At 68.5% G+C, this 19,038-nt stretch carries 24 protein-coding genes; 10 read left to right on the top strand and 14 right to left on the bottom strand.

Features of this window, described 5'->3' with window-relative positions:
* Positions 1-17: 17 nt before the first annotated feature.
* On the top strand, positions 18-437 hold the full coding sequence (locus V2L32_RS02705) for a hypothetical protein (RefSeq protein ID WP_331234902.1): 420 nt from the start codon (positions 18-20) through the stop codon (positions 435-437).
* Here V2L32_RS02705 and V2L32_RS02700 read toward each other — a convergent pair.
* Positions 434-946 (bottom strand): hypothetical protein, encoded by a 513-nt coding sequence (locus V2L32_RS02700; RefSeq protein WP_331234901.1) that lies wholly within the window; start codon positions 944-946, stop codon positions 434-436. The two genes, V2L32_RS02705 and V2L32_RS02700, sit on opposite strands and share 4 nt — an antisense overlap.
* A gap of 231 nt (positions 947-1,177) precedes the next feature.
* Here V2L32_RS02700 and V2L32_RS02695 point away from each other — a divergent pair, with 231 nt between their 5' ends.
* The 3 genes from V2L32_RS02695 (at position 1,178) to V2L32_RS02685 (ending at position 3,341) form a co-directional block, all read left to right on the top strand.
* Positions 1,178-1,738 carry a DoxX family protein gene (locus V2L32_RS02695; RefSeq protein ID WP_409348420.1) on the top strand — a complete coding sequence of 187 codons (561 nt, stop codon included), beginning with the start codon at positions 1,178-1,180 and terminating at the stop codon, positions 1,736-1,738.
* Between the two features lie 96 nt (positions 1,739-1,834).
* A complete protein-coding gene (locus V2L32_RS02690) occupies positions 1,835-3,127 on the top strand; it encodes a glucose-6-phosphate isomerase (protein WP_331234899.1) in 1,293 nt (430 codons plus the stop codon).
* A gap of 58 nt (positions 3,128-3,185) precedes the next feature.
* Positions 3,186-3,341: a CopG family transcriptional regulator gene (locus V2L32_RS02685; protein ID WP_331234898.1), complete on the top strand. Its 156-nt coding sequence runs from the start codon at positions 3,186-3,188 to the stop codon at positions 3,339-3,341.
* Here V2L32_RS02685 and V2L32_RS02680 read toward each other — a convergent pair.
* The 6 genes from V2L32_RS02680 to V2L32_RS02655 are packed head-to-tail and all read right to left on the bottom strand — an operon-like array spanning position 3,338 to position 8,222.
* Complete coding sequence (locus V2L32_RS02680) at positions 3,338-4,207, bottom strand: class I SAM-dependent methyltransferase (RefSeq protein ID WP_331234897.1); 870 nt, start codon at positions 4,205-4,207, stop codon at positions 3,338-3,340. The two genes, V2L32_RS02685 and V2L32_RS02680, sit on opposite strands and share 4 nt — an antisense overlap.
* Positions 4,204-5,253, bottom strand: a complete 1,050-nt coding sequence (locus tag V2L32_RS02675) for a glycosyltransferase family 4 protein (RefSeq protein ID WP_331234896.1) — start codon at positions 5,251-5,253, stop codon at positions 4,204-4,206. The genes V2L32_RS02680 and V2L32_RS02675 overlap by 4 nt, the downstream gene beginning before the upstream one ends.
* Positions 5,253-5,630: a 6-pyruvoyl trahydropterin synthase family protein gene (locus V2L32_RS02670; RefSeq protein ID WP_331234895.1), complete on the bottom strand. Its 378-nt coding sequence runs from the start codon at positions 5,628-5,630 to the stop codon at positions 5,253-5,255. The genes V2L32_RS02675 and V2L32_RS02670 overlap by 1 nt, the downstream gene beginning before the upstream one ends.
* A 29-nt stretch (positions 5,631-5,659) precedes the next feature.
* Positions 5,660-6,631 carry a zinc-binding dehydrogenase gene (locus V2L32_RS02665; RefSeq protein WP_331234893.1) on the bottom strand — a complete coding sequence of 324 codons (972 nt, stop codon included), beginning with the start codon at positions 6,629-6,631 and terminating at the stop codon, positions 5,660-5,662.
* 23 nt (positions 6,632-6,654) lie between these two features.
* Complete coding sequence (locus V2L32_RS02660; RefSeq protein ID WP_331234892.1) at positions 6,655-7,434, bottom strand: CDP-alcohol phosphatidyltransferase family protein; 780 nt, start codon at positions 7,432-7,434, stop codon at positions 6,655-6,657.
* The gene (locus tag V2L32_RS02655) at positions 7,431-8,222 is read right to left on the bottom strand and encodes an FkbM family methyltransferase (RefSeq protein ID WP_331234890.1); all 792 of its coding nucleotides are present in this window, start codon (positions 8,220-8,222) and stop codon (positions 7,431-7,433) included. The genes V2L32_RS02660 and V2L32_RS02655 overlap by 4 nt, the downstream gene beginning before the upstream one ends.
* A gap of 160 nt (positions 8,223-8,382) precedes the next feature.
* Between V2L32_RS02655 and sufB the strand changes: the two genes are divergently transcribed.
* Positions 8,383-9,801 (top strand): Fe-S cluster assembly protein SufB, encoded by a 1,419-nt coding sequence (gene sufB, locus V2L32_RS02650; protein ID WP_331234889.1) that lies wholly within the window; start codon positions 8,383-8,385, stop codon positions 9,799-9,801.
* Positions 9,802-9,805: 4 nt separating this feature from the next.
* On the opposite strand, the gene V2L32_RS02645 is transcribed toward sufB, so the two are convergent.
* Positions 9,806-10,318, bottom strand: a complete 513-nt coding sequence (locus tag V2L32_RS02645) for a hypothetical protein (protein WP_331234888.1) — start codon at positions 10,316-10,318, stop codon at positions 9,806-9,808.
* A gap of 301 nt (positions 10,319-10,619) precedes the next feature.
* On the opposite strand from V2L32_RS02645, the gene V2L32_RS02640 reads away from it, so the two are divergent.
* Entirely contained in the window at positions 10,620-11,681 is a 1,062-nt protein-coding gene (locus V2L32_RS02640) for a Gfo/Idh/MocA family protein (protein WP_331234887.1), read from the top strand.
* Here the strand turns inward: V2L32_RS02640 and V2L32_RS02635 are convergent, their stop codons facing one another.
* A complete protein-coding gene (locus V2L32_RS02635) occupies positions 11,682-12,053 on the bottom strand; it encodes a DUF7522 family protein (RefSeq protein ID WP_331234886.1) in 372 nt (123 codons plus the stop codon).
* Between the two features lie 40 nt (positions 12,054-12,093).
* A complete protein-coding gene (locus V2L32_RS02630; protein ID WP_331234885.1) occupies positions 12,094-12,294 on the bottom strand; it encodes a hypothetical protein in 201 nt (66 codons plus the stop codon).
* Positions 12,295-12,505: 211 nt separating this feature from the next.
* On the opposite strand from V2L32_RS02630, the gene V2L32_RS02625 reads away from it, so the two are divergent.
* From V2L32_RS02625 to V2L32_RS02615, 3 genes are read left to right on the top strand one after another with little or no spacing between them, the layout of a single operon-like run.
* Positions 12,506-13,297 carry an SDR family oxidoreductase gene (locus V2L32_RS02625; RefSeq protein ID WP_331234884.1) on the top strand — a complete coding sequence of 264 codons (792 nt, stop codon included), beginning with the start codon at positions 12,506-12,508 and terminating at the stop codon, positions 13,295-13,297.
* Complete coding sequence (locus V2L32_RS02620; protein ID WP_331234883.1) at positions 13,294-13,638, top strand: cupin domain-containing protein; 345 nt, start codon at positions 13,294-13,296, stop codon at positions 13,636-13,638. Before V2L32_RS02625 ends, V2L32_RS02620 begins: the two co-directional genes overlap by 4 nt.
* Entirely contained in the window at positions 13,635-14,450 is an 816-nt protein-coding gene (locus V2L32_RS02615) for a fumarylacetoacetate hydrolase family protein (RefSeq protein ID WP_331234882.1), read from the top strand. The genes V2L32_RS02620 and V2L32_RS02615 overlap by 4 nt, the downstream gene beginning before the upstream one ends.
* Here the strand turns inward: V2L32_RS02615 and V2L32_RS02610 are convergent, their stop codons facing one another.
* From V2L32_RS02610 to cobT, 3 genes are read right to left on the bottom strand one after another with little or no spacing between them, the layout of a single operon-like run.
* Positions 14,451-15,089 (bottom strand): DUF502 domain-containing protein, encoded by a 639-nt coding sequence (locus tag V2L32_RS02610; protein WP_331234881.1) that lies wholly within the window; start codon positions 15,087-15,089, stop codon positions 14,451-14,453.
* Between the two features lie 22 nt (positions 15,090-15,111).
* Positions 15,112-16,167 (bottom strand): saccharopine dehydrogenase family protein, encoded by a 1,056-nt coding sequence (locus V2L32_RS02605; protein ID WP_331234880.1) that lies wholly within the window; start codon positions 16,165-16,167, stop codon positions 15,112-15,114.
* Between the two features lie 29 nt (positions 16,168-16,196).
* Positions 16,197-17,177 (bottom strand): nicotinate mononucleotide-dependent phosphoribosyltransferase CobT, encoded by a 981-nt coding sequence (gene cobT, locus V2L32_RS02600; RefSeq protein ID WP_331234879.1) that lies wholly within the window; start codon positions 17,175-17,177, stop codon positions 16,197-16,199.
* A gap of 79 nt (positions 17,178-17,256) precedes the next feature.
* On the opposite strand from cobT, the gene V2L32_RS02595 reads away from it, so the two are divergent.
* Positions 17,257-18,399, top strand: a complete 1,143-nt coding sequence (locus V2L32_RS02595) for a nicotinate phosphoribosyltransferase (protein WP_331234877.1) — start codon at positions 17,257-17,259, stop codon at positions 18,397-18,399.
* Here V2L32_RS02595 and V2L32_RS02590 read toward each other — a convergent pair.
* A complete protein-coding gene (locus V2L32_RS02590; protein WP_331234876.1) occupies positions 18,396-19,001 on the bottom strand; it encodes a TIGR00296 family protein in 606 nt (201 codons plus the stop codon). The two genes, V2L32_RS02595 and V2L32_RS02590, sit on opposite strands and share 4 nt — an antisense overlap.
* Between the last annotated feature and the right edge of the window lie 37 nt (positions 19,002-19,038).

The raw sequence follows: 19,038 nt of genomic DNA, 5'->3' as shown, positions 1-19,038 counted from the left end.
CGTTCCCTCCATCGGGTATGACCCCGACACGACGGGCGGTGCTCACCGCCGTCCTCCTCGCCCCGCTCGCCGGCTGTCTCGGTGGGATCGACGCGGACGCGGTCACGGGCGAGGTCGAGGTGCGCGAGCCGTTCTCGCTCTCGGGGGTCGAACACTGGAGTTCGGGAGGTGACCTCGAACCGGCCGCCCGGCTGGTCGTCGGCGCGCTGCTCACGAACGAGGGTGACGACGCGAGCGAGGTTCCGAGCGTGCTCGGTCGGTTCTTCGCCGGCGACACTGAACTCGCTGAGGCCGAGGCGACGCTCTCGACTCCGGGGGGAGATCCGCTCGACGACGACCTACCGGAGGCGCTCGATCCGGGAGCGAGCCTCGACGTGCGTCTCGTCTTCGATCCCGAGGGCGAGGTCGATCGGTACGTGCTCTCGGTCGAGGACTAGCGGTACTGACGGTGGAACGACAGGATGAGAAGGGTCGCGAGGACCGGCGGGATCACGCCCGCGAACCGGGGGGCGGCGTAGACCGTCGCCTCGATCGGTGCGAGGAGTCCGGAGGGTGCGCTCTGGAGCTCCGGCGGGATACTCATCGCGAGGCCGAGGTAGAGCGCGAGGACGAAGACGAACCCGCCGACCGCGAGCGCGGCATCGTACTCGGCGGTCGAGCCCTCGCGCCGGTGGCGACGGGCGACGAGCAACACCGGCGCGAGGATCGGAGCGGCGACGACCGCCGCCAGCAGGACGAAAAAGGAGCGCACGAGCGTGACGAGCTCCGACGCCCCCAGCGTGCCGGCGACGATGCCGATCAGCCCGAACGCGAACAGCAGGCCGACGAGACCGAGGACGAGCGCGCTCACGACGGCGTAGAGCCGGTAGGCCCGCGACGCGCTCTGTCGGTAGGAGTAGACGAACGCGCCGGGGACCCCGCGGTAGGTCGTCTCGCTCTCGCCCATGTGCGAACGAGGGCGGGTGCGAGGATAAGGGATGCTCTTTCGGGGCGACCGACACGACGACGATCGATCGTTCGGATACGGGAACGTGACCTTTCCTTCGAACCGAGTGATTTCCTCCCAGTGCGGTCGAGGAGGCCCACTTCGGCCGTTTCTCAGGGTTTGGGAATCCGCTCCGTGGTCTAAGTACTCGGTGGGTGTATCAGTAGTTGTAAGGAGAGACCGATCATGTCCATATCCACACCGACTGAGAACAGACTCGAGAGCAGGATCGGCGGGCTCACGCTCACCGGAACGCCACACGCGCTTTCCGCGTGGTTCGTCGTCGCGTTGCGGCTCGTCATGGGCGGGGCGTTTCTCGGGGCTGGCCTCGGGAAGGTCGCGTTCGTCTCGGGCGAGTCCTTCGACGCGGCGGGCTACCTCATGGGTTCGGAGGGTCCCGTCGCGGGGATCTACGCGGCGATGGCCGCGAGCACGATGCTGATGGAGGTGGTGAACGTCGTCGTCCCGGTGACGCAGGTGCTGATCGGGATCGCCCTCATTACAGGGGCGTTCGTCCGACTGGCGGCGCTCGGCGGGGCGCTGCAGATGGCGATGTTCTACCTGGGGAGCTGGGACGTCGCGGGGCCGCTGGGGTTCGTGAACTCGAACCTGGTCTACCTCGTGGTGTTCCTCGCGGTCGCGGCGTTCGGCGCGGGGCGGATCCTTGGGCTCGACCGATACATCGAGGGGATCGACGTTGGGGGCCAGCCGCTCGTCGAGCGCTACCCGAAAACCAGGTACCTCCTCGGCTGAACCCGCGGCTCTCTTCTCTCTCGTTCCCGACGTCGACCGCCGACTCCCGAGCTCCCGAAGGGACACCCTTTTGCGACGCGGGGGTGCCTCTCACGCATGAAAGTCGACATCGGCAACGCGCTCGCCGCGGAGGCGACGCCGGGCGTCCCGCGCGACGCGCTCGACGGACTCGACGAGCGCGTCGCGACCGCCCACGAGCGGATCGAACGCGGGATCGAGGAGCGCGAGCACGGCTACGCGGCGCTCGCGCTCCCCGGGACGGTCGATACGGACGAGATCCGCGCGGCGGTCGCGCCCCTATCGGAGTGCGAGACGCTCGTCACCGTCGGCATCGGCGGCAGCGCGCTCGGCGCGGCGACGCTCTGTGACGCGCTCTCGCCCGAGTTCGACTCCGTGGTACTCGACAACGTCGATCCGGATCACACCCGACGGGTCCTCTCGACCCTCGACCTCGAACGGACGGCGATGCACGTCGTCTCGCGATCCGGGACGACCGCGGAGACGCTCGCGACCTTCCTCGTCCTCCGGGAGGCGTTCGAGCGAGCGGACGTCGACTGGGCCGAGCGGACGCTGGTCACGACGGGCTCAGAGGGGAACCTGAGAGCGCTCGCCGACCGACGCGACCTGCCGGTGCTCGACGTTCCCGCCGGGGTTCCGGGCCGGTTCTCGGCGCTCTCGTCGGTCGCGTTACCCGCGGCGGCGATGGCCGGTGCCGACCTCGACGCGCTGCTCGCGGGGGCACGCGAGGAGTTCGAGACGCTCTCGGACTCGCTGTTTTCCTGCCCGGCGTACGCCTACGGCGCGACCAGCTACGCGCTCGCGCTGCGGGGCTGGCGGGTGAACGCGATGTGTCCGTACGCCGAGTCCTTGGAGACCTTCTCCGAGTGGTTCGCCCAGCTCTGGGCGGAGAGCCTCGGGAAGGACGGTCTGGGACAGCTCCCGAGCCGAGCGGTCGGCGCGACAGACCAGCACTCACAGCTCCAGTACTGGCGGGCCGGCCCGCGCGACGCGATGGTGACGCTGGTACGCCCGAGCGAGCGCGAACCGTGTCCGATCCCCGAGACGGAACTGGAGGGGATCGGGTACCTCGGCGGGACGGACCTGGGGACGGTACTCGAGGCCGAGTTCGAGGCGACGGAGGCGAGCCTCGCCACCGCCGGCCGGCCGAACGTGAGAGTCGAGGTGGATCGGATCGACGAGCGCGGACTCGGCGAACTGCTCTACGGGATGGAGGCGGCCTGCGTGCTCGCGGGCGAACTGTTCGGCGTCGAGACGTTCACGCAGCCCGCCGTGGAGTGGGGAAAGCGCGCCGCCCGGGGCCTGCTCGGCGACGAGGGCTCGACGGAAGCCGCCCGCGTCGGCGAGAAGACCCGTCTCGTCGTCGAGTAGCTGGAGTACGACAACCGTCTGCCATACGGTTAAGACCTCGCGGACCGAGTAGTACGTAATGGCGAAACGGTACCGCCTCGTCTGCGAGGACGAGGTCGCGGGACGGGTGGGGTCGCTCGCGAGACGGCACGGTCTCACCGAGAGCGAGGTACTCAGTCAGCTCGTCGAGATCGGCCTGGAGAGCTGTGAGGAGCCGCCGCGGCACGCGGATTAACGAACGCGCCCGAGCACGTCGAGGTTGTGCGCGACGAGGACCAGTTCCTCGCGCTCGATCTGCGAGCGACGCGTCTCTACCCACCGCTCGACCTCCGGGTTCGGATCGGCGTCGACGAGTTCGCGTCGGACGAACTCCGTGAGGTGGGCGAGGAAGTACGCCTCGTCGGCCGAATAGGGAGGGAAGACGATCCAGTCGGAGCCGCCCGCGGCGAGGAGCTCCATTCCCGACGTGGGTAGCGCCGTCAGCAGCCGTCTCCCGGTCTCGCTGTGGCCGGTACGCTCGTCCATGCTCGCGTGGTATCTCTTCAGTAGCCGCTCGTCGAGCGGGTGCGCCGGTTCGAACGCCGTCAGGCCGTCGAACGTGATCGGGGCGTAGAGCAGTCCACCCGAACGGAGCGCCGACCGGCAGGCCGAGAGCGCACGCTCGAGGTCGAGCAGGTCGAAGATCGCCTGTCCCACGAGCAGGTCGACATCGGTCGCCTCGTCGAGGACGGAACGGGCGTCGTCCGCGAGGAACCGGACCGAGAACGAGCGTTCGTCGGTCCCGACCACCTGACGATCCTCGTCGGTCCGGACCTCGTGGCCGGCACCCTCCGCCCACGACGTGACGTGTCTGTGCGCCCGGGCGACCGTTCCCGGTCGCCGATCGACGCCCACGTACTCCACCACCGACCCGGCGGGAAAGAGCCCCCAGTCGACGAGTCGCGTGAACCCCGTGCCGATCCCGCAGCCGATCTCGACGATCGAGAGGCTCTCTCTCCCGGATAGCGCACCCCGAAGTCGGTCGAACGTCCGGCGGTCGATCGCGCGGTCGTCGACCGTCCGCTTCGCGCGCAGGTAGCGCTCGTGGGAGAACTCGGTCATCGGATCACCCGTCGGAGCAGGCCGTGGACCCGGTCGGCGGTCTCGTCCCACGACGGGTGACGCGCCGCGCGTTCGCGGGCGGCGACGCCCATCGTCGCGAGCCGTTCGCGGTCGGCGGCGAGCGCCTCCAGCGCCATCGCGATCGTTTCCGGACTTCCGGGCTGGACGAGCAGTCCGCTCTCGCCGTGGCTGACGAACTCCGGCGGCCCACCGGCGGTCGTCGCGAGCGGTACCAGTCCCGCGGACATCCCCTCGAGCAGCGCGATCCCGAACGGTTCGTAGCGCGAGGGGAGAGCGATGACGTGGTTCTCGCGGAGCACGTCGGCGAGCGCTTCGTCCGAGATACCCCCGGCGAGTGCGACGCTGTCCCGGATCCCGAGCCGTCCGATCAGGTCGCGGATATCGTGGGTGTAGCCGGGTTCCGCCCCGAGGTCGCCGACGACGGTCAGCCGCCACGGTGGTTCCAGTCTCGCCAGAGCCTCGAGGAGCGTATCGAGCCCCTTCCTCCGGATCACGTTCCCGAGGAAGACCACCCGGAGTGGGCCCTCGATCGCTCTGGAGCGGACCGTCTCGGCGTCGGTTTCGACGCCGAACCGATCGCCCGCCGGATAGGCGACGACGCTCGGCGATGGGTCGGTTACGCTCTCGACTGCTCTTCTCGTGGCTCGGCTGTTGAAGACGAAGCCGTTCACGCTGGCGAGATATCGCCGTTCGACCGACCGCGCGAGGCGTCGGTTCGCTCCCGAACACGTCGGCCAGCGGAGCATGTGGACGAGCGCGACCGTCGGGGTGTCGAGCCAGCGGTTCGAAAGCGAGAGCGAGCGGTGGGCGAGTTCGTCCTGGAGGAAGACGTCGAACTCCTCGTCCCGGTCGCGAAGCAGCGACCGGAGGTCGTCCGCGAGCGCTCTCGACGCCGTTTCCCGCCAGGGCAGCGAGAGCACCTCGCACTCGCCGCGCGCTCTGAACCGGTCGACTATCTCGCGGTCGTAGAGGAACCCACCCGATCTGGCGTCGATGTCGCCGTAGATCACGAAACCGATCCGCATCAGGGAGAGTGCGTGTAGGCCGCTCGGGCGACGTCGTCCTCGCTCACGGTGACGGTGATCGCGTCCAGTCGGCCGGTCGGGATCGACTCGGCGACCGACTCGGCGACGACCCGCGAGAAGTGCTCGACGCTCGGGTTGAGCCCCTCGAACTCGGGGAGGTCGTTGAGCGTCTCGTCGCGGTAGCGCGACTCGATCCGCTCTAGCTCCTCTTCGATCCACTCGATGTCGAGTAGGTAGCCGCGGTCGTCGAGTTCGCTCCCCTCGAAGGCGACGTCGAGTCCGTAGTGGTGAGAGTGGCGCTCGTTCTCGGGGTCGCAGTCGGGCACCGTGAGGAAGTGCTGTGCGACGAACTCCGTCTCGACGGCGACGGCGTACATGACGAGGGAAGGGACGGGAGCGTGAAAAATCAGTAGGTGAGGACCACCCCGACGGCCTCGCGTCGGTCGAGCAGTCGGAAGGCCTCGGTCGCCTCCTCCACGGAGAACTGGTGGGTGAGAAACGTGTCGGGATCGACCCGCGAGAGCCACGCCGTCGCGATCGAGAGCCGGCGGTCGGTGTCCCACCGTCCCCGGAGACGGGGGGCGATGGTGCTCACCTGACTCGACTCGATCGAGATCCGGCTGCGGTGGAACCGCCCGCCGAGGTCGAGGTCCACGCGCTTTGCGCCGTACCACGAGCCGACGATCACCCGTCCACCGTAGCCCGTCGCGCCGATCGCCGAGTCGAGTGCCGCGGGGTTCCCGGAGAGCTCGATCGCACAGTCGAGTTCCGAGAGGAGTTCTTCAGAGCCGACCGAGCGATCGGCGCCGAGCGCGAGCGAACGCTCGCGTCGGTCCTCGGAGCCGTCGACCGTCGAGAGTTCGGCGAGCGGGTGGGCAGCGAGCATCTGCGTCGTGAGCAGGCCGATCAGCCCCTGGCCGAACACCCCCGCTCGTTCGCCGATCGTCGGCCTGGCGTCCATACAGATCGAGAGCGCCGTCTCGACGTGGGGGAGGAGCGTTGCCCGATCGGGGGAGTAGTCCCCGATCGGGACGAGCTCGTCGGGCGAGGCGGTGAAGTGACTCGCGTGGGGCTGGAAGGCGAAGACTCGGCGGTCGAGCCACTCCTCCGCGACCCCCCCTCCGACCTCGCTCACGCGGCCGACGCAGGCGTAGCCGTAGGTGGTCGGGTACGAGAGGTCCCCGGAGAGCGCGGCGATCGTCTCGTCCGCCGGGAGGTCGGTCGGAGCCTCGCCGCGAAAGAGCATGAGTTCGGTGCCGGGGCTGATCCCGGAGCAGGCCGTCTCGACGAGGACTTCCCCCGGGTCGGGTGTCGGGATCGGTTCGGTGTCGATCTCGATCTCTCCCGGCCCGACGAATCGAAGCAGCCTCCGGGACACACCCCCTCCTACGGCCGAGTCCCTCATCGGTGTTCCGCACGGCCCAGGTGACCGGCGTGGTGAAGCCAGTCGCGGAGAAAGCCCGCGAGGAACGGGACCGCGACGAGCGTGGCGAGGAGCGTCGCGACCGACGGCGAAACCACGGGCAGGAGCGCCACGGCGAGGACGGCCATCTGGAGGCCCGCGAGCGTTCGGCCGATCCGCCGGGACGGGAGGTCGTAGACCGGGAGCCCTCGCAGCCGGCGGAACCACGACCCGACGACGAAGACGTAGCGGGCGAATCCGATCGCGAGGAAGGGGAGCGGGAGCTGGCCGTAGCCGACCGCGAGCGAGACCGCGAGCAGAACCCCGAGCGCGTCGATCTCGGTGTCGAGGCGCGCGCCGAGAACCGTCGCCCGGTCGGTCGCCCGGGCGAGCGCGCCGTCGACGGCGTCGAGCGTGGCCGCGGCCGCGTAGAGGGAGACCGGAGCCCAGGCGAGTGGGCCCTCGAGCCACGGCACGAGCAGGAAACCGGCGAGACAGGCGACGAACACCCCCCTGAGGAGTGTGACGAGCGTGGCCGGCCCGAACGAGGGTGCGAGGGCCTCCCCGTCGCCGTGGTTTCGCGGGATGAAGTACCAGAGGAGCCCGAGTTCGACCGCGAGGACCGCCCCCGTGCCGACCAGCCAGCGACCGGCGTGGTCGTCCGAGAGAAACGGTGCGATCCCGACGTAGACCGCCGCGATCCCCCCCGTGGTCGCGAGCGCGAGGAGCCCCCACCGGAGCCGAAGCGAGCGGATCGAGCGCACCCGGAGGTCGCTCATCGCCGTTCACTCCGGGGGGTACAGAGCAAGCCGTCGCCGACCGACCGGACCCGGTACTCGCGCTCGTCGAGGAGCGTCCGCATCCGGGTCGCGGGCACACCGCCTCCGTCGGTCTCGTCCGGACCGGAGGCGTGCGGCTCGACGTAGACGATCGGACGGTGGTCGTCGAGGACTCCGCTCGCCCCGGCGAGCACCTCGTGACCGGTCCCTTCAACGTCGACCTTCAGGTGATCGGGCGGGGCGATGCGGCCGGCCGCGAGGAGCGCGTCCAGCGGTTCGACCGGGACCGAGACGACCTCCGCGATCCGTGCACCCCACCGCTCGGCGTTGAACCGGTCGAGCGAACCGAGCTGGGGGTACGTCGATCGGTAGAACGACCTCTCGCCCGCCTCGGCACCCGCAGCGACCGGGAGGACGCTCACCCGATCTCCGACCTCGTTCAGCGCGACGTTCCGGCGGAGCCGGTCCACGATCGCCGGATCGGGTTCGATCGCGATCACCCGCGCGGAGGGTTCGACCGTGGCGACCGCGAGCGCGTACCCACCGGTGTTCGCACCCACGTCCACGACGACCTCCCCGGCTGCGATCCGCGAGAGGAGCGCGGTCAACAGGGGGTCGTCGCCGTGCGAGTCCGCGAGGTCGTAGCTCCGGTACGCCGACGTTCCGGCACGTTTCTTCGGCGCGAGGAGTTCGTAGCGGTAGTTCAGCGCCTGGACGCGGTAGTAGGCCCCGGAGAGCGCCGCTCGACCGCCCGTGCGAACGCGGTCGGCCACCTCTCCGGGGCGCATGCGTCTACCCGTTCCCCTCCCGACACTTCACGGTTCCGTCACCGATCGACGGTACGGACGGGCACGTCACCGGCGAGAAGAAACCGAAACCGGTTACTTCGTCGGTGCGGCGGCCATAGGTTCATAGGTCCGTGTTCCCTAGGCGCGTGTAGATAGACCGATGAGCTCAGAAGAACTCACGAAGAACCAGGAGCGCTTCGATCACAAGAACGAGGAGCGATCGGCGTTCCGCTCGGAGAAGGGGCTGACCGAGGAGGTCGTCCGGCTGATCAGCGAAGACAAGGAGGAACCGGAGTGGATGCTCGAGCGGCGTCTGCGCGCGTTGAAACACTACCAGCGGATGCCGATGCCGACCGACTGGCCCGGCCAGCCCGACCTCTCGGAGCTGGACGTCTCGGAGATCGTCCCGTACATCCGCCCCGACGTCGAAACCCGTGGCGGCGTCGACTCCTGGGAGGAGGTCCCCGACGAGATCAAAGACACGTTCGAGAAACTCGGCATCCCCGAGGCAGAGCGCAAATCCCTCTCCGGGGTAGGCGCGCAGTACGAGTCCGAGATCGTCTACCAGAACATGAAAGAGCAGTGGGAGGACAAGGGCGTGGTCTTCATGAACATGGATCAAGCGGTGCAAGACCACCCCGAGATCGTCAAGGAGTACTTCATGACGACGTGCGTCCCACCGAGCGACAACAAGTTCGCCGCGCTGCACGGCGCCGTGTGGAGTGGTGGCTCGTTCGTCTACGTGCCCGAGGGGGTGACGGTGGAGATGCCCGTTCAGGCGTACTTCCGGATGAACTCCGAAGGGATGGGCCAGTTCGAACACACGTTGATAGTGGCTGAAGAGGGCTCGGAAGTCCACTACATCGAGGGGTGTTCGGCGCCGAAGTACAACGTGATCAACCTGCACTCGGGCGGTGTCGAGGTCTTTGTGGGTGAGGACGCCCACGTGCAGTACTCGACGGTGCAGAACTGGTCGAAGAACACGTTCAACCTGAACACGAAGCGAGCGATCGTCGACCGCGGCGGGCGGATGGAGTGGGTCTCTGGAAGCATGGGCTCGAAAGCGACGATGCTCTACCCGTGTTCGATTCTCAAGGGTCGCGGAGCGTCGGCGAACCACATCTCGATCGCGTTCGCGGGCGAGGGTCAGGACATCGACACGGGGGCGAAAGTCTACCACAACGCTCCTCGTACTAATTCGACGATCGAGTCGAAGAGCATCTCGAAGGACGGCGGTCGGACGAACTACAGAGGGTTGGTCCACATCGCCGACGGCGCGCACGACTCGTCGACGGCGGTGGAGTGTGACGCGCTGATGTTCGACAACGAGTCGATCTCGGACACGATGCCGTACATGGAGATCAACGAGTCGACGGTCGACGTCGCGCACGAGGCGACGGTGGGGAAGATCGGCGACGAGGACATCTTCTACTTACAAACGAGAGGACTCGACGACGACGACGCGAAACAGATGATCGTCTCGGGGTTCATCGAGCCGATCACCGAAGAGCTACCGATCGAGTACGCCGTCGAGCTGAACAGGCTGATCGAACTCGAGATGGAGGGCAGCCTCGGGTAGCGGCTCAGAAGACGGACGTCTCGGTTCCCGCCGCGTCCTCGATCAACCGGTGGCCGAGGCAGGCCGAGAAGCAGAGCCCGAGTAGCTGCTGGCGCATCCGTGCGCCGAGACGGGCACGGGTGCGTTCGGGATCGGCGATCGAGTACTCCTTCGTTCGGACGCAGTTGTAGACGGTGAGGACCCCCTCTTCTTCCAGACCGTGAAGACAGAGGTAGACCGTGCCGGGGCTGCGTCGTGCGTCGAAACACAGCGTGAGGTCGGAGACGAGCTCCGTACCGTGTGTCGAGCCGCGCAGCGCGACGAGCAGGAGGACGATCTCCTCCGGGTTTTCCTTCACGACGTGCTCGTCGAACCCGGGGTCCGTGCCGAAGAGGGAGCCGAACCGCTCGTCGTCGGCCGGGAGGGGTTCGTGGAGGCGTTCGGCCACGCTCGCCTCCTCGCTGCTCCGCTCGACCGACGGGCAGTCCTCGTGTGTCGACTCGATCACTAGCTCGTCGACCGCACGGTCCGACGTCATCGGGCGCTCACCGTTTCGATTAGCCGACTGTCACATCCTGCATCTCATGATCTTTATAGTATTTATCGTATCTCGGGAATAGGGGCTTCGTTCGAGGTCGATGGCTGGAGCGGTCTCCGAGGCCTGCTGAACGACCGATCCCTCGACGCGTCGGTCGGCGAGGTCCGCGAGAACCAGGTGACCGTTGGGGTCCTCCCCCCCCGTGATCTCGAGGATGGACGAGAGCCGAATCGAGGGCCGGTAACGACCCCCGTCGGTCGTGGACGGACAGCTATTTTACTCGCTGTCGAGTTCAGGTGATATGAACGAAGAGCGAGTGCGAGTCGGCGTCGTCGGTCTGGGATTCATGGGGTCAACACACGCGCGCAACGCCGAGGAGTTCGGCCACGAGGTCGTCGCCGGCGTCGACGTCGCGGAGGACGCGAGGGGGGAGTTCGCGGAGATGTTCGACGCGGCGACCTACGGGAGCGCGACGGAGATGTACGGGAGCGAGGGGCTGGACGCGGTGACGGTCTCGACGCCGAACGCGTTCCACGAGGAGGCCGTGGTCCCGGCGCTGGAGATGGGCCTCGACGTGTTCTGTGAGAAACCGCTCGCGCACACGCTCGAGAGCGCCGAGCGGATCGCCGGGGCCGCTCGCGAGGCCGAGGGGTTCTGTGCGGTGAACTTCCACAACCGGCTCTCCGGAGCGGCGGCGATGCTGAAGGAGTACCAGGCCGAGGGCCGTTTCGGCGATGTGACGCACGTCGAGGCGAACTACGTCCGCCGTCGGGGGATTCCGGGACTGGGGACCTGGTTCACGAGCCGCGAACTCGCCGGCGGCGGCGCGCTCGTCGACATCGGCGTCCACGCGATCGATTTCGCGCTTTACTCGCTCGACTACCCCGAGGTCGAGTCCGTCTTCGGTGTCACCCGCGCCGAGTTCGGCACGCGCGAGGGCTACGTCGACCCGGACGGCTGGGGCGACGGCACCGGCGGGTTCGAGGTCGAGGACTCGGTGACGGCGCTCGTTCGCTGTGCGGGCGGTCAGACGATCTCGCTGGAGGTGTCGTGGGCGGCGACACGGGAGGAGACGGACGAGTTCTTCGTGAGGGGGACCGACGCCGGCGCGCGACTCGCCCTCGGTGGCGACGAACTGACGATTTACGACACGGGCTCGCAGGGCGTCGACCACTACCGCGAGTGTACCCACGAGGGGAGTCTCGAGCCCGACGGCTGGCGTGGCTCGGACAAGCTGTTTCTGGATGCGGTCGCGGAGGGAACGGCTCCGGAGTCGAACACGGTCGAGGAGGCGCTGACCGTTCAGCGGGTGATGGAGGCCATCTACCGCTCGTCCGAGACCGGCGACGCGGTGGGGCTGTAGTCAGCGGAGCACCGACTTCAGTGCAGCCGCCAGCGCCTCGAAGTCCTGCATGCTGATCCCGTCGGTGGTGACGAACACCCCCTCCCGGTCGGTCGTCACACGCACCAGATACCCCCGCTCGAAGCTCCGAATCGTGTACTCGTAGGCGCCGAGTTCCGATCCCCGATACGCGTCCTGGGTGATCTGGAAGCCGCGCCACTCGTTGCCGATGAAGCTCGTGAGGTCGGCGTCCTGTTCGAGGTCCTCTCTGAGGTAGAGCTGGTCGTAGTCGTCACGGGTGAAGTAGGTGACCGACCGGCAACTGTCGCCGACGGTGGTCCGACAGGTCGTCGCGATCATCTCCGCGCTCTCGTCGTCGAGCAGGCTGGTCATACGCGAGGCGCGCTCGCCAGCGGTATAAAACCGGCGTCGACTACCGGTCCCCGCCGTCGGTCAGTCGACGGGCGCGACCGGCGACGAGGTCGGCGCAGTCCGGGCAGGCGTAGGCGACGCGCCCGCCGTCGAACGTCGGCGCCCAGTCGCGGTAGCGCTCGCCCTCGAAGCGACAGGAGGGACAGGAGAGCGTCGTGTCTGGCTCGATCGGATCGGCTCCGGACGATCGGGTCGCGAGCATACCCACGTTGTACCCTCTAACTGTAAATACGTTTCACCTCTCGCGGATTCTACCCCGGATAGTTCCGTATATATGGATAAAGTCGATCGTTTTTCGTCTTACTCCTCAATTTCGTACCGATCCGTAGAGTTCCACTCCGGGCGAACGCTCCGTTGCAGACGTTTCCGCCACGGGAACCCTTTTGCCGGTTCCGGGCGCGCGTACGGACGACATGGACCTACAGATAGCGGGGAACGCGGCGCTCGTGACCGCCTCGTCGAGCGGGCTCGGAAAGGCGTCGGCGACCGCGCTCGCGAGAGAGGGCGCGAACGTCGTCGTGAACGGCCGGGACGAGGAGCGTCTCGCGGAGGCGGTCGAGGAGATCGAATCGGTCGCGACCGGCGAGGTCGTCGCCCAGCCGGGCGACCTGACCGAGCCGGCGGACATCGAAGCGATGGTCGAAACGACCGTCTCCGAGTTCGGTGGCCTCGACCACCTCGTCACCAGCGCGGGCGGCCCCCCGAGCGGCCAGTTCCTCGATATAGCGGAAGAAGAGTGGTACCACGCCTACGACCTGCTCGTGATGAGCGTCGTCCGACTGGTCCACGAGGCCGAAGAACACCTCAGGGCGGGCGACGGCGGCACGATCGTGACGATCACCTCCCGGAGCGTGAAGGAGGCGATCGACAGCCTCGTCCTCTCGAACGCGGTGCGGATGAGCGTAATAGGGTTAGAGAAGACGCTCTCGACCGAACTTGCGCCCGAGGTGCGCGCGAACGCGGTGCTGCCGGGACCGCACGAGACGTCGAGGATTCAGGAACTCGTCGAGCAGGCGGTCGAGCGTGGCGACTACGACACCTACGAGGAGGGGCTTGCGGGCTGGGGCGAGGGGATCCCGGTGGAGCGGATCGGCGACCCGATGGAGCTCGGCGACACCGTCGCCTTCCTCTCCTCGCCCAACTCCGGATTCATCAACGGCGTGGCGGTCCCGATCGACGGCGGCAGCGGGGCGTCGAACCTATGAAGGAAGTGAGCTTCGACGAGGCGGAGACGTACGAGCCGGACGAGGGCTGGCGGCGGGTCTCGATGGCCGGAAGCGACGCGTTCGCCTTCGAGTGGTTCGAGAAACCGCCGGGACACAGCTCCCCGATGCACGACCACGAGAACGAACAGGTCTGTCTCTGCCTGGAGGGCGAGCTCACCGTCGTCACCGAGGACGACGAGGTAACCCTCGGGCAGTACGACTCGGTCTGGCTGGAGTCCTGGGAGGGCCACCGCGTCGAGAACACGGGTACCGAACGCGCGGTCGGGCTGGACGTCTTCGCGCCCGGCCGATCGTTCGACTTCTGGACCGACCGGGAATGACGTTTCTCGCCCGGAGTGCCGAGGGACGCCCGCTGCTCGGCGATACCGAGGGGTTCGTTCCGCTCTCGGCGGCCGACCCCGGTCTCGAGAGCGTCCGCGAGGCGCTTTCACGGGCGGCGGCCGACGACCTCCCGTCGGTGGACGACGCGACCGCATCGAGAGTCACCGAGGAGGGCATCTCCTTCGGTGCGCCGCTTTCCCGGTTCGGGAAGCTCTGGGGGATCGGGCTCAACTACGCGGATCACGCGGCGGACCTCGACGAGGTTCGCCCGGACGAACCGGCGAGCTTCATGAAACCGGCGACGGCGCTCGTTGGACCCGGCGGGCCGATCCGACTCCCCCCGGAATCCGAGTCCGAGCGAGTGACCGCCGAGGCCGAACTCGGCGTCGTGATCGGCCGCCGCTGTCGGAACGTCGACGAATCGGAGGTCGACGGTGTCGTCGCAGGCTACGTCCCGGTGATCGACATGACCGCCGAGGACGTCCTCGAGCGCAACCCGCGATTCCTCACCCGGGCGAAGAGCTACGACACGTTCCTCGTCGTGGGTGATCGGATCGTCGTCGGCGAGGTCGACCTCGACTCGATCTCGGTGAAGACCGAGGTCGGTGAGGAGGTGATCGCGGAGAACACGGTCGACCGGATGCTCTTCTCGCCGCCCGAGCTCGTCGCGTTCCACTCGCGGGTGATGACGCTCGAACCGGGCGACCTGATCAGCACGGGCACGCCCGGTGCGGGCGTGATCCGCCCGGGCGACCGCGTTCGCGCCGAGGTCGAGGGGATCGGGAGCGTCGAAGCGACCGCCGAGCGGTGATCAGTCTTCGGCCGTTCCTGCCGGGTGGGAATTGGCGTCGCGGCGCCGACCGGCCTCCCCGTCGGTCACCGGGATGTCGACCGAGCGGTCGTTCTGCTCGCCGAAGCCGGCGCTGATCACCCGGGTGAGCGCGGTCTCGACGCCCTCGCCGGTCGGGTGGACGTCGGCCGGGTCGACCTCGATCACGTAGCCGCTGGTTATGTTCGGCGCGGTCGGGAGGAAGCAGATCAGCCGGCCGTCCTCGGTCGTCTTCCCCGTCGAGAACGCCGTCATCCGCAGGCCGTTCCACGTCTCGACGCGGACCGGCTCCTTCGGCTGGGCGTTCTCGGTGACCGCGGTCTCGACCGCGAGCTTCGAGGCGTTGTAGACGACGCGGACGATCGGGATGCGGTTCATCCACGCGTCGAGTTCGGCGCTCGCGAGCGCGCCACCGGCCGTTCGCGTCCCGGCACCCACTAGGACGATGGCGAGGAGGAAGAGCGTGATCGTGACGGCGACGCGGAGGAGCGGCGGCTCGATCACCCCGACGAGCGGGAGGCTCGCGATGACCGAGAACAGCCAGAACACCGCGTACAACGTCACCAGTAGCGGAACGAGCACGACGAGCCCGCTCGCCACGTCCCGCGTCCACGACTCCATCTGCACCGTCGTATGACGCGCGTCATATTGTCTCCTCCGGCTCTCTCACCCACTCGATTCGCTCGATCCCGTCCACGAACTCGGGTCCGAACGCCGTCGCTGGCGTCAGAAACCCCGGCTCCACCCCGTCGAGTGTCCCCTCGACGGCAGCGATCGCCGTCCGGACGGTCGTCGAGTACAGCTCCGGCGCCGAGAGGAGGCCGGAGACGCTTCGCTCCCCCTCGACGACCTCGCCGTGGATCCGCGTCGATTCGCGCTCGCGTTCGTCTTCGCTCGGTCCCTCGGGGAACGCCTCGATCAGTCGGCGAGCACCGCTGCGGACCGGTTCCGAGGACAGAAGCGCCTCCGCGTGGCGCGCGATCGAGAGCCCGAGTCGCGCCCAGTTCGGGATCGTCACCGCGGTTTCGATGGTCTCGATCCCCGTACTGCGATACGCCGTCGAGAGGTCGCCGAGCGGGACGGTCGTCACGATCCGCTCGTCACCGTCGAAGGACACCCGACGCGTCCCCCAGCCGATCGGGACGTTGACCAGCCGTCCGTCGCGCCTGACGAGCGCTCCGGTCCCGAGGCCCTCGATCGCCGTACGGAGCGTCCCGCGCGAGAGCCGTCCGGAGGTGTCGACCGCAAGCCGGAGTTCGCGTGGCTCCGCACACCGATCGGCGAGCGAGCGGGCGAGACAGTCGGTCGGAACGACGTCGAAGCCGACGCCCGGAAGCAGCGTTACGCCCGCGTCACGAGCGACCTCGTCGCGGTCGGCGAGGCGCTCGAAGACCGGTATCTCCCCCGTTACGTCGAGGTAGTGGGTCCCGGCGTCGAGACACGCCTCGACCATCGCCTCGGCGGTGTGGACGAACGGCCCGGCGCAGTGGAGGACGACGTCGTGAACGGCGAGCGCGTCCCGGAGCCGTATCGGCTCGTCGAGCGAGACGACCTCGGAGGGACAGTCGAGCTCCGTAGCGATCTTCGTCACTCCCTCGCGGTCCCGACCGGCGATCGTGGGCCGACGACCGCGGTCCGTCATCTCGCGAGCGATCAGCTCTCCCGTGTAGCCGGTCGCGCCGTAGATCAGGGTCGACACGTCTGCTCTCGGGCCCGGAGCTACCTAACTCACCGGAGGAGCCGATCGTAGACCGCGACGATCCGGTCGTGAAGTTCGGGGACCGCGTCCCCGGAGTCGGCGTACTCGGCGAGCGCGCCGCCCATCCCGACGCCCTCTTTCGCCTCGCCCGCGACGTAGCGCGCCATCGACTCGTGGTTCGCTGTGGCGAACTCGGGGTCCGTGACCGACAGCAAGAGGTCGAGGCTCTCGACCACCGGATCGAGGTCAACGTCCGTCGCGACGAACGAGGTGGTCGCGAGCGACAGCGAGGACTCGATCCCGGCGTGGCGGACGAGCGCCGCTGCGGCGACCATCTGTGTGCCGCCACCGAGCGTCACCCCGGTGCCGGAGTCGAGCGCACCGACGGCGAGCCCGGCGACCCCCGCCAGGACGGGATCGCCCATCCGTTCGACCGCACGGATCGGATCATCCGCGCACTCGCCACGTTCGAGGTCGCTCGCAGTCAGTCCATCCTCGACGACCTCGCGTTTCAGCGAGAGCGGGTTCTCGGCGAGCGAGGAGGAGACGACCTCGCGCTCGCCGAGCGCCGTGAGGGCCCCCAGAGCGGTCGTCGTCCCACCCGGAATCGTCTCGCCGATCACGATCCGATCGTCCGGGAGCCCCTCGCCGAGCGTCCGGGCGGTCTCGAACACCTCGGCCGCGTTCGGCACGGGGAGGGGATCGCGGACGTCGCCGCCCGGCTGGCCGGCGAGCACGACGGTGGGGGCCGCGGTCGGTCGGGCGAGACCGGCGTCGAGGACGGTGACGGGGAAGTCGACCGACTCCCGGACCGCGCGGGTGATCGCCGCCGGGGTGGGACAGCCGGTCGGGCTCACCGGAACGAGCGACGAGGAGACCGGCGTGCCGTAGACGAGGATCTCGGCGTCGGCGCTCGGGGTGTGGACCATCGCCTCTCGGGTGGCTCCCGCGGCGCTGATCCCCGCTATCCCCGCGGTTTCGGTCGCCCCCGCGACGAGCACGAATCGCATGGTGGGAGGTCGGAGGACGGGGCGATAACCGCACCGGTCGAACGGGTGCCTACAAGCGGTTCCGCGCCGAACCCGGGGTATGGACCAGCCGTTCGACACCGTCCCCGACGAGGCGATCCTCGACGGGCGGGCGACGGACGCGTACTTCCTCCGGACCGAGACGACCCTCGAACACGCGGGGAAGAACCCGCACGTCGTCGCGGAGGTGACCGCCGACCAGTTTCCAACGGGTGAGTTCGAGGTGCTCTGTGGCCTGCCGGACGTCACGGCGCTGTTCGCAGACCGCGACCTCGACGTGGACGCCATCCCCGAAGGAACGCTCTTCGACGGGGGGCCGGTGCTCCGGATCGAGGGCCGCTACCTCGAGTTCGCCCGGTTCGAGACCTCGCTGCTCGGCTTCCTCTCGCAGGCGAGCGCCTTCGCCACGGGCGCGCTCTCGGTCCGTCGGGCGGCCCCCGACGCCACCGTCCTGAGCTTCGGCGCGCGTCACGTCCACCCGGCGCTCGCGGCGGTCGTCGAGCGGTCGGCGCTGATCGCCGGACTCGACGGCATTTCGCACGTCGCGGCGGGCGAACTGCTCGGTCACGAGGCGTCCGGGACGATGCCACACGCGCTCGTGCTCTGTTTCGGCCGGGGTGAACAGGAGGCGGCCTGGCTCGCCTTCGACGAGGCGGTCGGGGAGTCGGTACCGAGGATCGCGCTCTGTGATACGTTCACCGACGAGGCCGACGAGACGCTGCGTGCGGCGGAGGCGCTCGGCGACCGGCTCTCGGGGGTGCGAATCGACACGACCGGGTCGCGTCGTGGCGACTTCAGACACATCCTCCGCGAGGTTAGGTGGGAACTCGACTCGCGTGGCTTCGAGCACGTCGAGCTGTTCGCGAGCGGCGGCATCACTCCCGAGACGATGCGGGAGATCAGGGACGTCGTCGACGGATTCGGGATCGGCTCGGCGATCACGGACGCCCCACCGGTCGACTTCGCGCTCGACATCGTGGAGATAGCGGGGGAGGCGATCTCGAAACGCGGGAAGCTCTCGGGCGTGAAGGAGGTCTATCGTACCGCCGACGGCGGGCACCACGTGGGGCTCAGGGGGAGGGACGGTCCGGAGGACGGGGAGGCGCTGTTCGAGCCGCTGCTCCGCGACGGGGAGGTCGTTCGAGAGACGGACTGGGAGGGCGCACGCGCCCGGCTACGCGAGGACTGTTCGGCGGTGTACTAGCCGAGGTGTTCGACGGGACCGCGGGGGCTCCGCTCGCGGAAGACCTCGCCCTCGAAGAGCGTGACGACGGTGTCCTCGTCCTGCCAGGCGAGCGGCGAGAGCCGTGCCTTCCGGCAGGTCCGGGTGAGGTACTCCTCTTTCGACCAGCCGTTCTCGACCGGGATGGTGGGGTAGAGCCAGCCGCCCGTTCCACCGGCGTCGACGGCGACGCCGTGGCGGCCGAGTTCGAGGTCGGCCAGCGGGTCGTCGGTGAGGACCACGTTCCGGACGATGCAGGTGGAGACGACGACGTTGTCGAGTTCGGCGCCGCGTACCTCCGACCCGCAGGAGTCGTCGCTCGCGGCGGTGATCGCCGCGTCGACGATGACGTGACCCAGCTGATCCGAGCTGTGGTACTGCCCGGAACAGCCGCGGAGCGCCCCCGGTCCGCGGGTCGACTCGATCCGGACGAGCGCACCGGTTCGCTGGTAGAACGCCTCGCGCATGCTCCCGGGCTGTTCGCGCTGGCCGTGGAGAACGTAGCCTTCGATGGCCTCCCGCGCCAGTTCGACGGCCCGCGCGCCGTCCTCGAACGAGAGGGTGACACCCTGTGCCTCGGACATGCACCGGGGAAGGTACGGATCGGACTTCAACGCTTCC

The organism is Halalkalicoccus sp. CGA53 (assembly GCF_036429475.1).
Taxonomy (GTDB): Archaea; Halobacteriota; Halobacteria; order Halobacteriales; family Halalkalicoccaceae; genus Natronorarus; species Natronorarus salvus.
Note: the sequence above shows the minus strand (reverse complement) of the source record. Positions and strands in the feature narration are given on the sequence as shown.

Excerpts from the sequence above, each read along its gene's own strand:
- V2L32_RS02705 (WP_331234902.1), top strand. The coding sequence starts at position 18 with ATGACCCCGACACGACGGGCGGTGCTCACCGCCGTCCTCCTCGCCCCG.
- V2L32_RS02620 (WP_331234883.1), top strand. The coding sequence starts at position 13,294 with ATGAAGGAAGTGAGCTTCGACGAGGCGGAGACGTACGAGCCGGACGAG.
- V2L32_RS02655 (WP_331234890.1), bottom strand. The coding sequence starts at position 8,222 with ATGCGCCCCGGAGAGGTGGCCGACCGCGTTCGCACGGGCGGTCGAGCG.
- V2L32_RS02590 (WP_331234876.1), bottom strand. The coding sequence starts at position 19,001 with ATGTCCGAGGCACAGGGTGTCACCCTCTCGTTCGAGGACGGCGCGCGG.
- V2L32_RS02645 (WP_331234888.1), bottom strand. The coding sequence starts at position 10,318 with ATGACGTCGGACCGTGCGGTCGACGAGCTAGTGATCGAGTCGACACAC.
- V2L32_RS02610 (WP_331234881.1), bottom strand. The coding sequence starts at position 15,089 with ATGGAGTCGTGGACGCGGGACGTGGCGAGCGGGCTCGTCGTGCTCGTT.
- V2L32_RS02685 (WP_331234898.1), top strand. The coding sequence starts at position 3,186 with ATGGCGAAACGGTACCGCCTCGTCTGCGAGGACGAGGTCGCGGGACGG.
- V2L32_RS02680 (WP_331234897.1), bottom strand. The coding sequence starts at position 4,207 with ATGACCGAGTTCTCCCACGAGCGCTACCTGCGCGCGAAGCGGACGGTC.
- V2L32_RS02675 (WP_331234896.1), bottom strand. The coding sequence starts at position 5,253 with ATGCGGATCGGTTTCGTGATCTACGGCGACATCGACGCCAGATCGGGT.
- V2L32_RS02635 (WP_331234886.1), bottom strand. The coding sequence starts at position 12,053 with ATGACCAGCCTGCTCGACGACGAGAGCGCGGAGATGATCGCGACGACC.
- sufB (WP_331234889.1), top strand. The coding sequence starts at position 8,383 with ATGAGCTCAGAAGAACTCACGAAGAACCAGGAGCGCTTCGATCACAAG.
- V2L32_RS02640 (WP_331234887.1), top strand. The coding sequence starts at position 10,620 with ATGAACGAAGAGCGAGTGCGAGTCGGCGTCGTCGGTCTGGGATTCATG.
- cobT (WP_331234879.1), bottom strand. The coding sequence starts at position 17,177 with ATGCGATTCGTGCTCGTCGCGGGGGCGACCGAAACCGCGGGGATAGCG.
- V2L32_RS02700 (WP_331234901.1), bottom strand. The coding sequence starts at position 946 with ATGGGCGAGAGCGAGACGACCTACCGCGGGGTCCCCGGCGCGTTCGTC.
- V2L32_RS02630 (WP_331234885.1), bottom strand. The coding sequence starts at position 12,294 with ATGCTCGCGACCCGATCGTCCGGAGCCGATCCGATCGAGCCAGACACG.
- V2L32_RS02690 (WP_331234899.1), top strand. The coding sequence starts at position 1,835 with ATGAAAGTCGACATCGGCAACGCGCTCGCCGCGGAGGCGACGCCGGGC.
- V2L32_RS02660 (WP_331234892.1), bottom strand. The coding sequence starts at position 7,434 with ATGAGCGACCTCCGGGTGCGCTCGATCCGCTCGCTTCGGCTCCGGTGG.
- V2L32_RS02615 (WP_331234882.1), top strand. The coding sequence starts at position 13,635 with ATGACGTTTCTCGCCCGGAGTGCCGAGGGACGCCCGCTGCTCGGCGAT.
- V2L32_RS02670 (WP_331234895.1), bottom strand. The coding sequence starts at position 5,630 with ATGTACGCCGTCGCCGTCGAGACGGAGTTCGTCGCACAGCACTTCCTC.
- V2L32_RS02625 (WP_331234884.1), top strand. The coding sequence starts at position 12,506 with ATGGACCTACAGATAGCGGGGAACGCGGCGCTCGTGACCGCCTCGTCG.
- V2L32_RS02595 (WP_331234877.1), top strand. The coding sequence starts at position 17,257 with ATGGACCAGCCGTTCGACACCGTCCCCGACGAGGCGATCCTCGACGGG.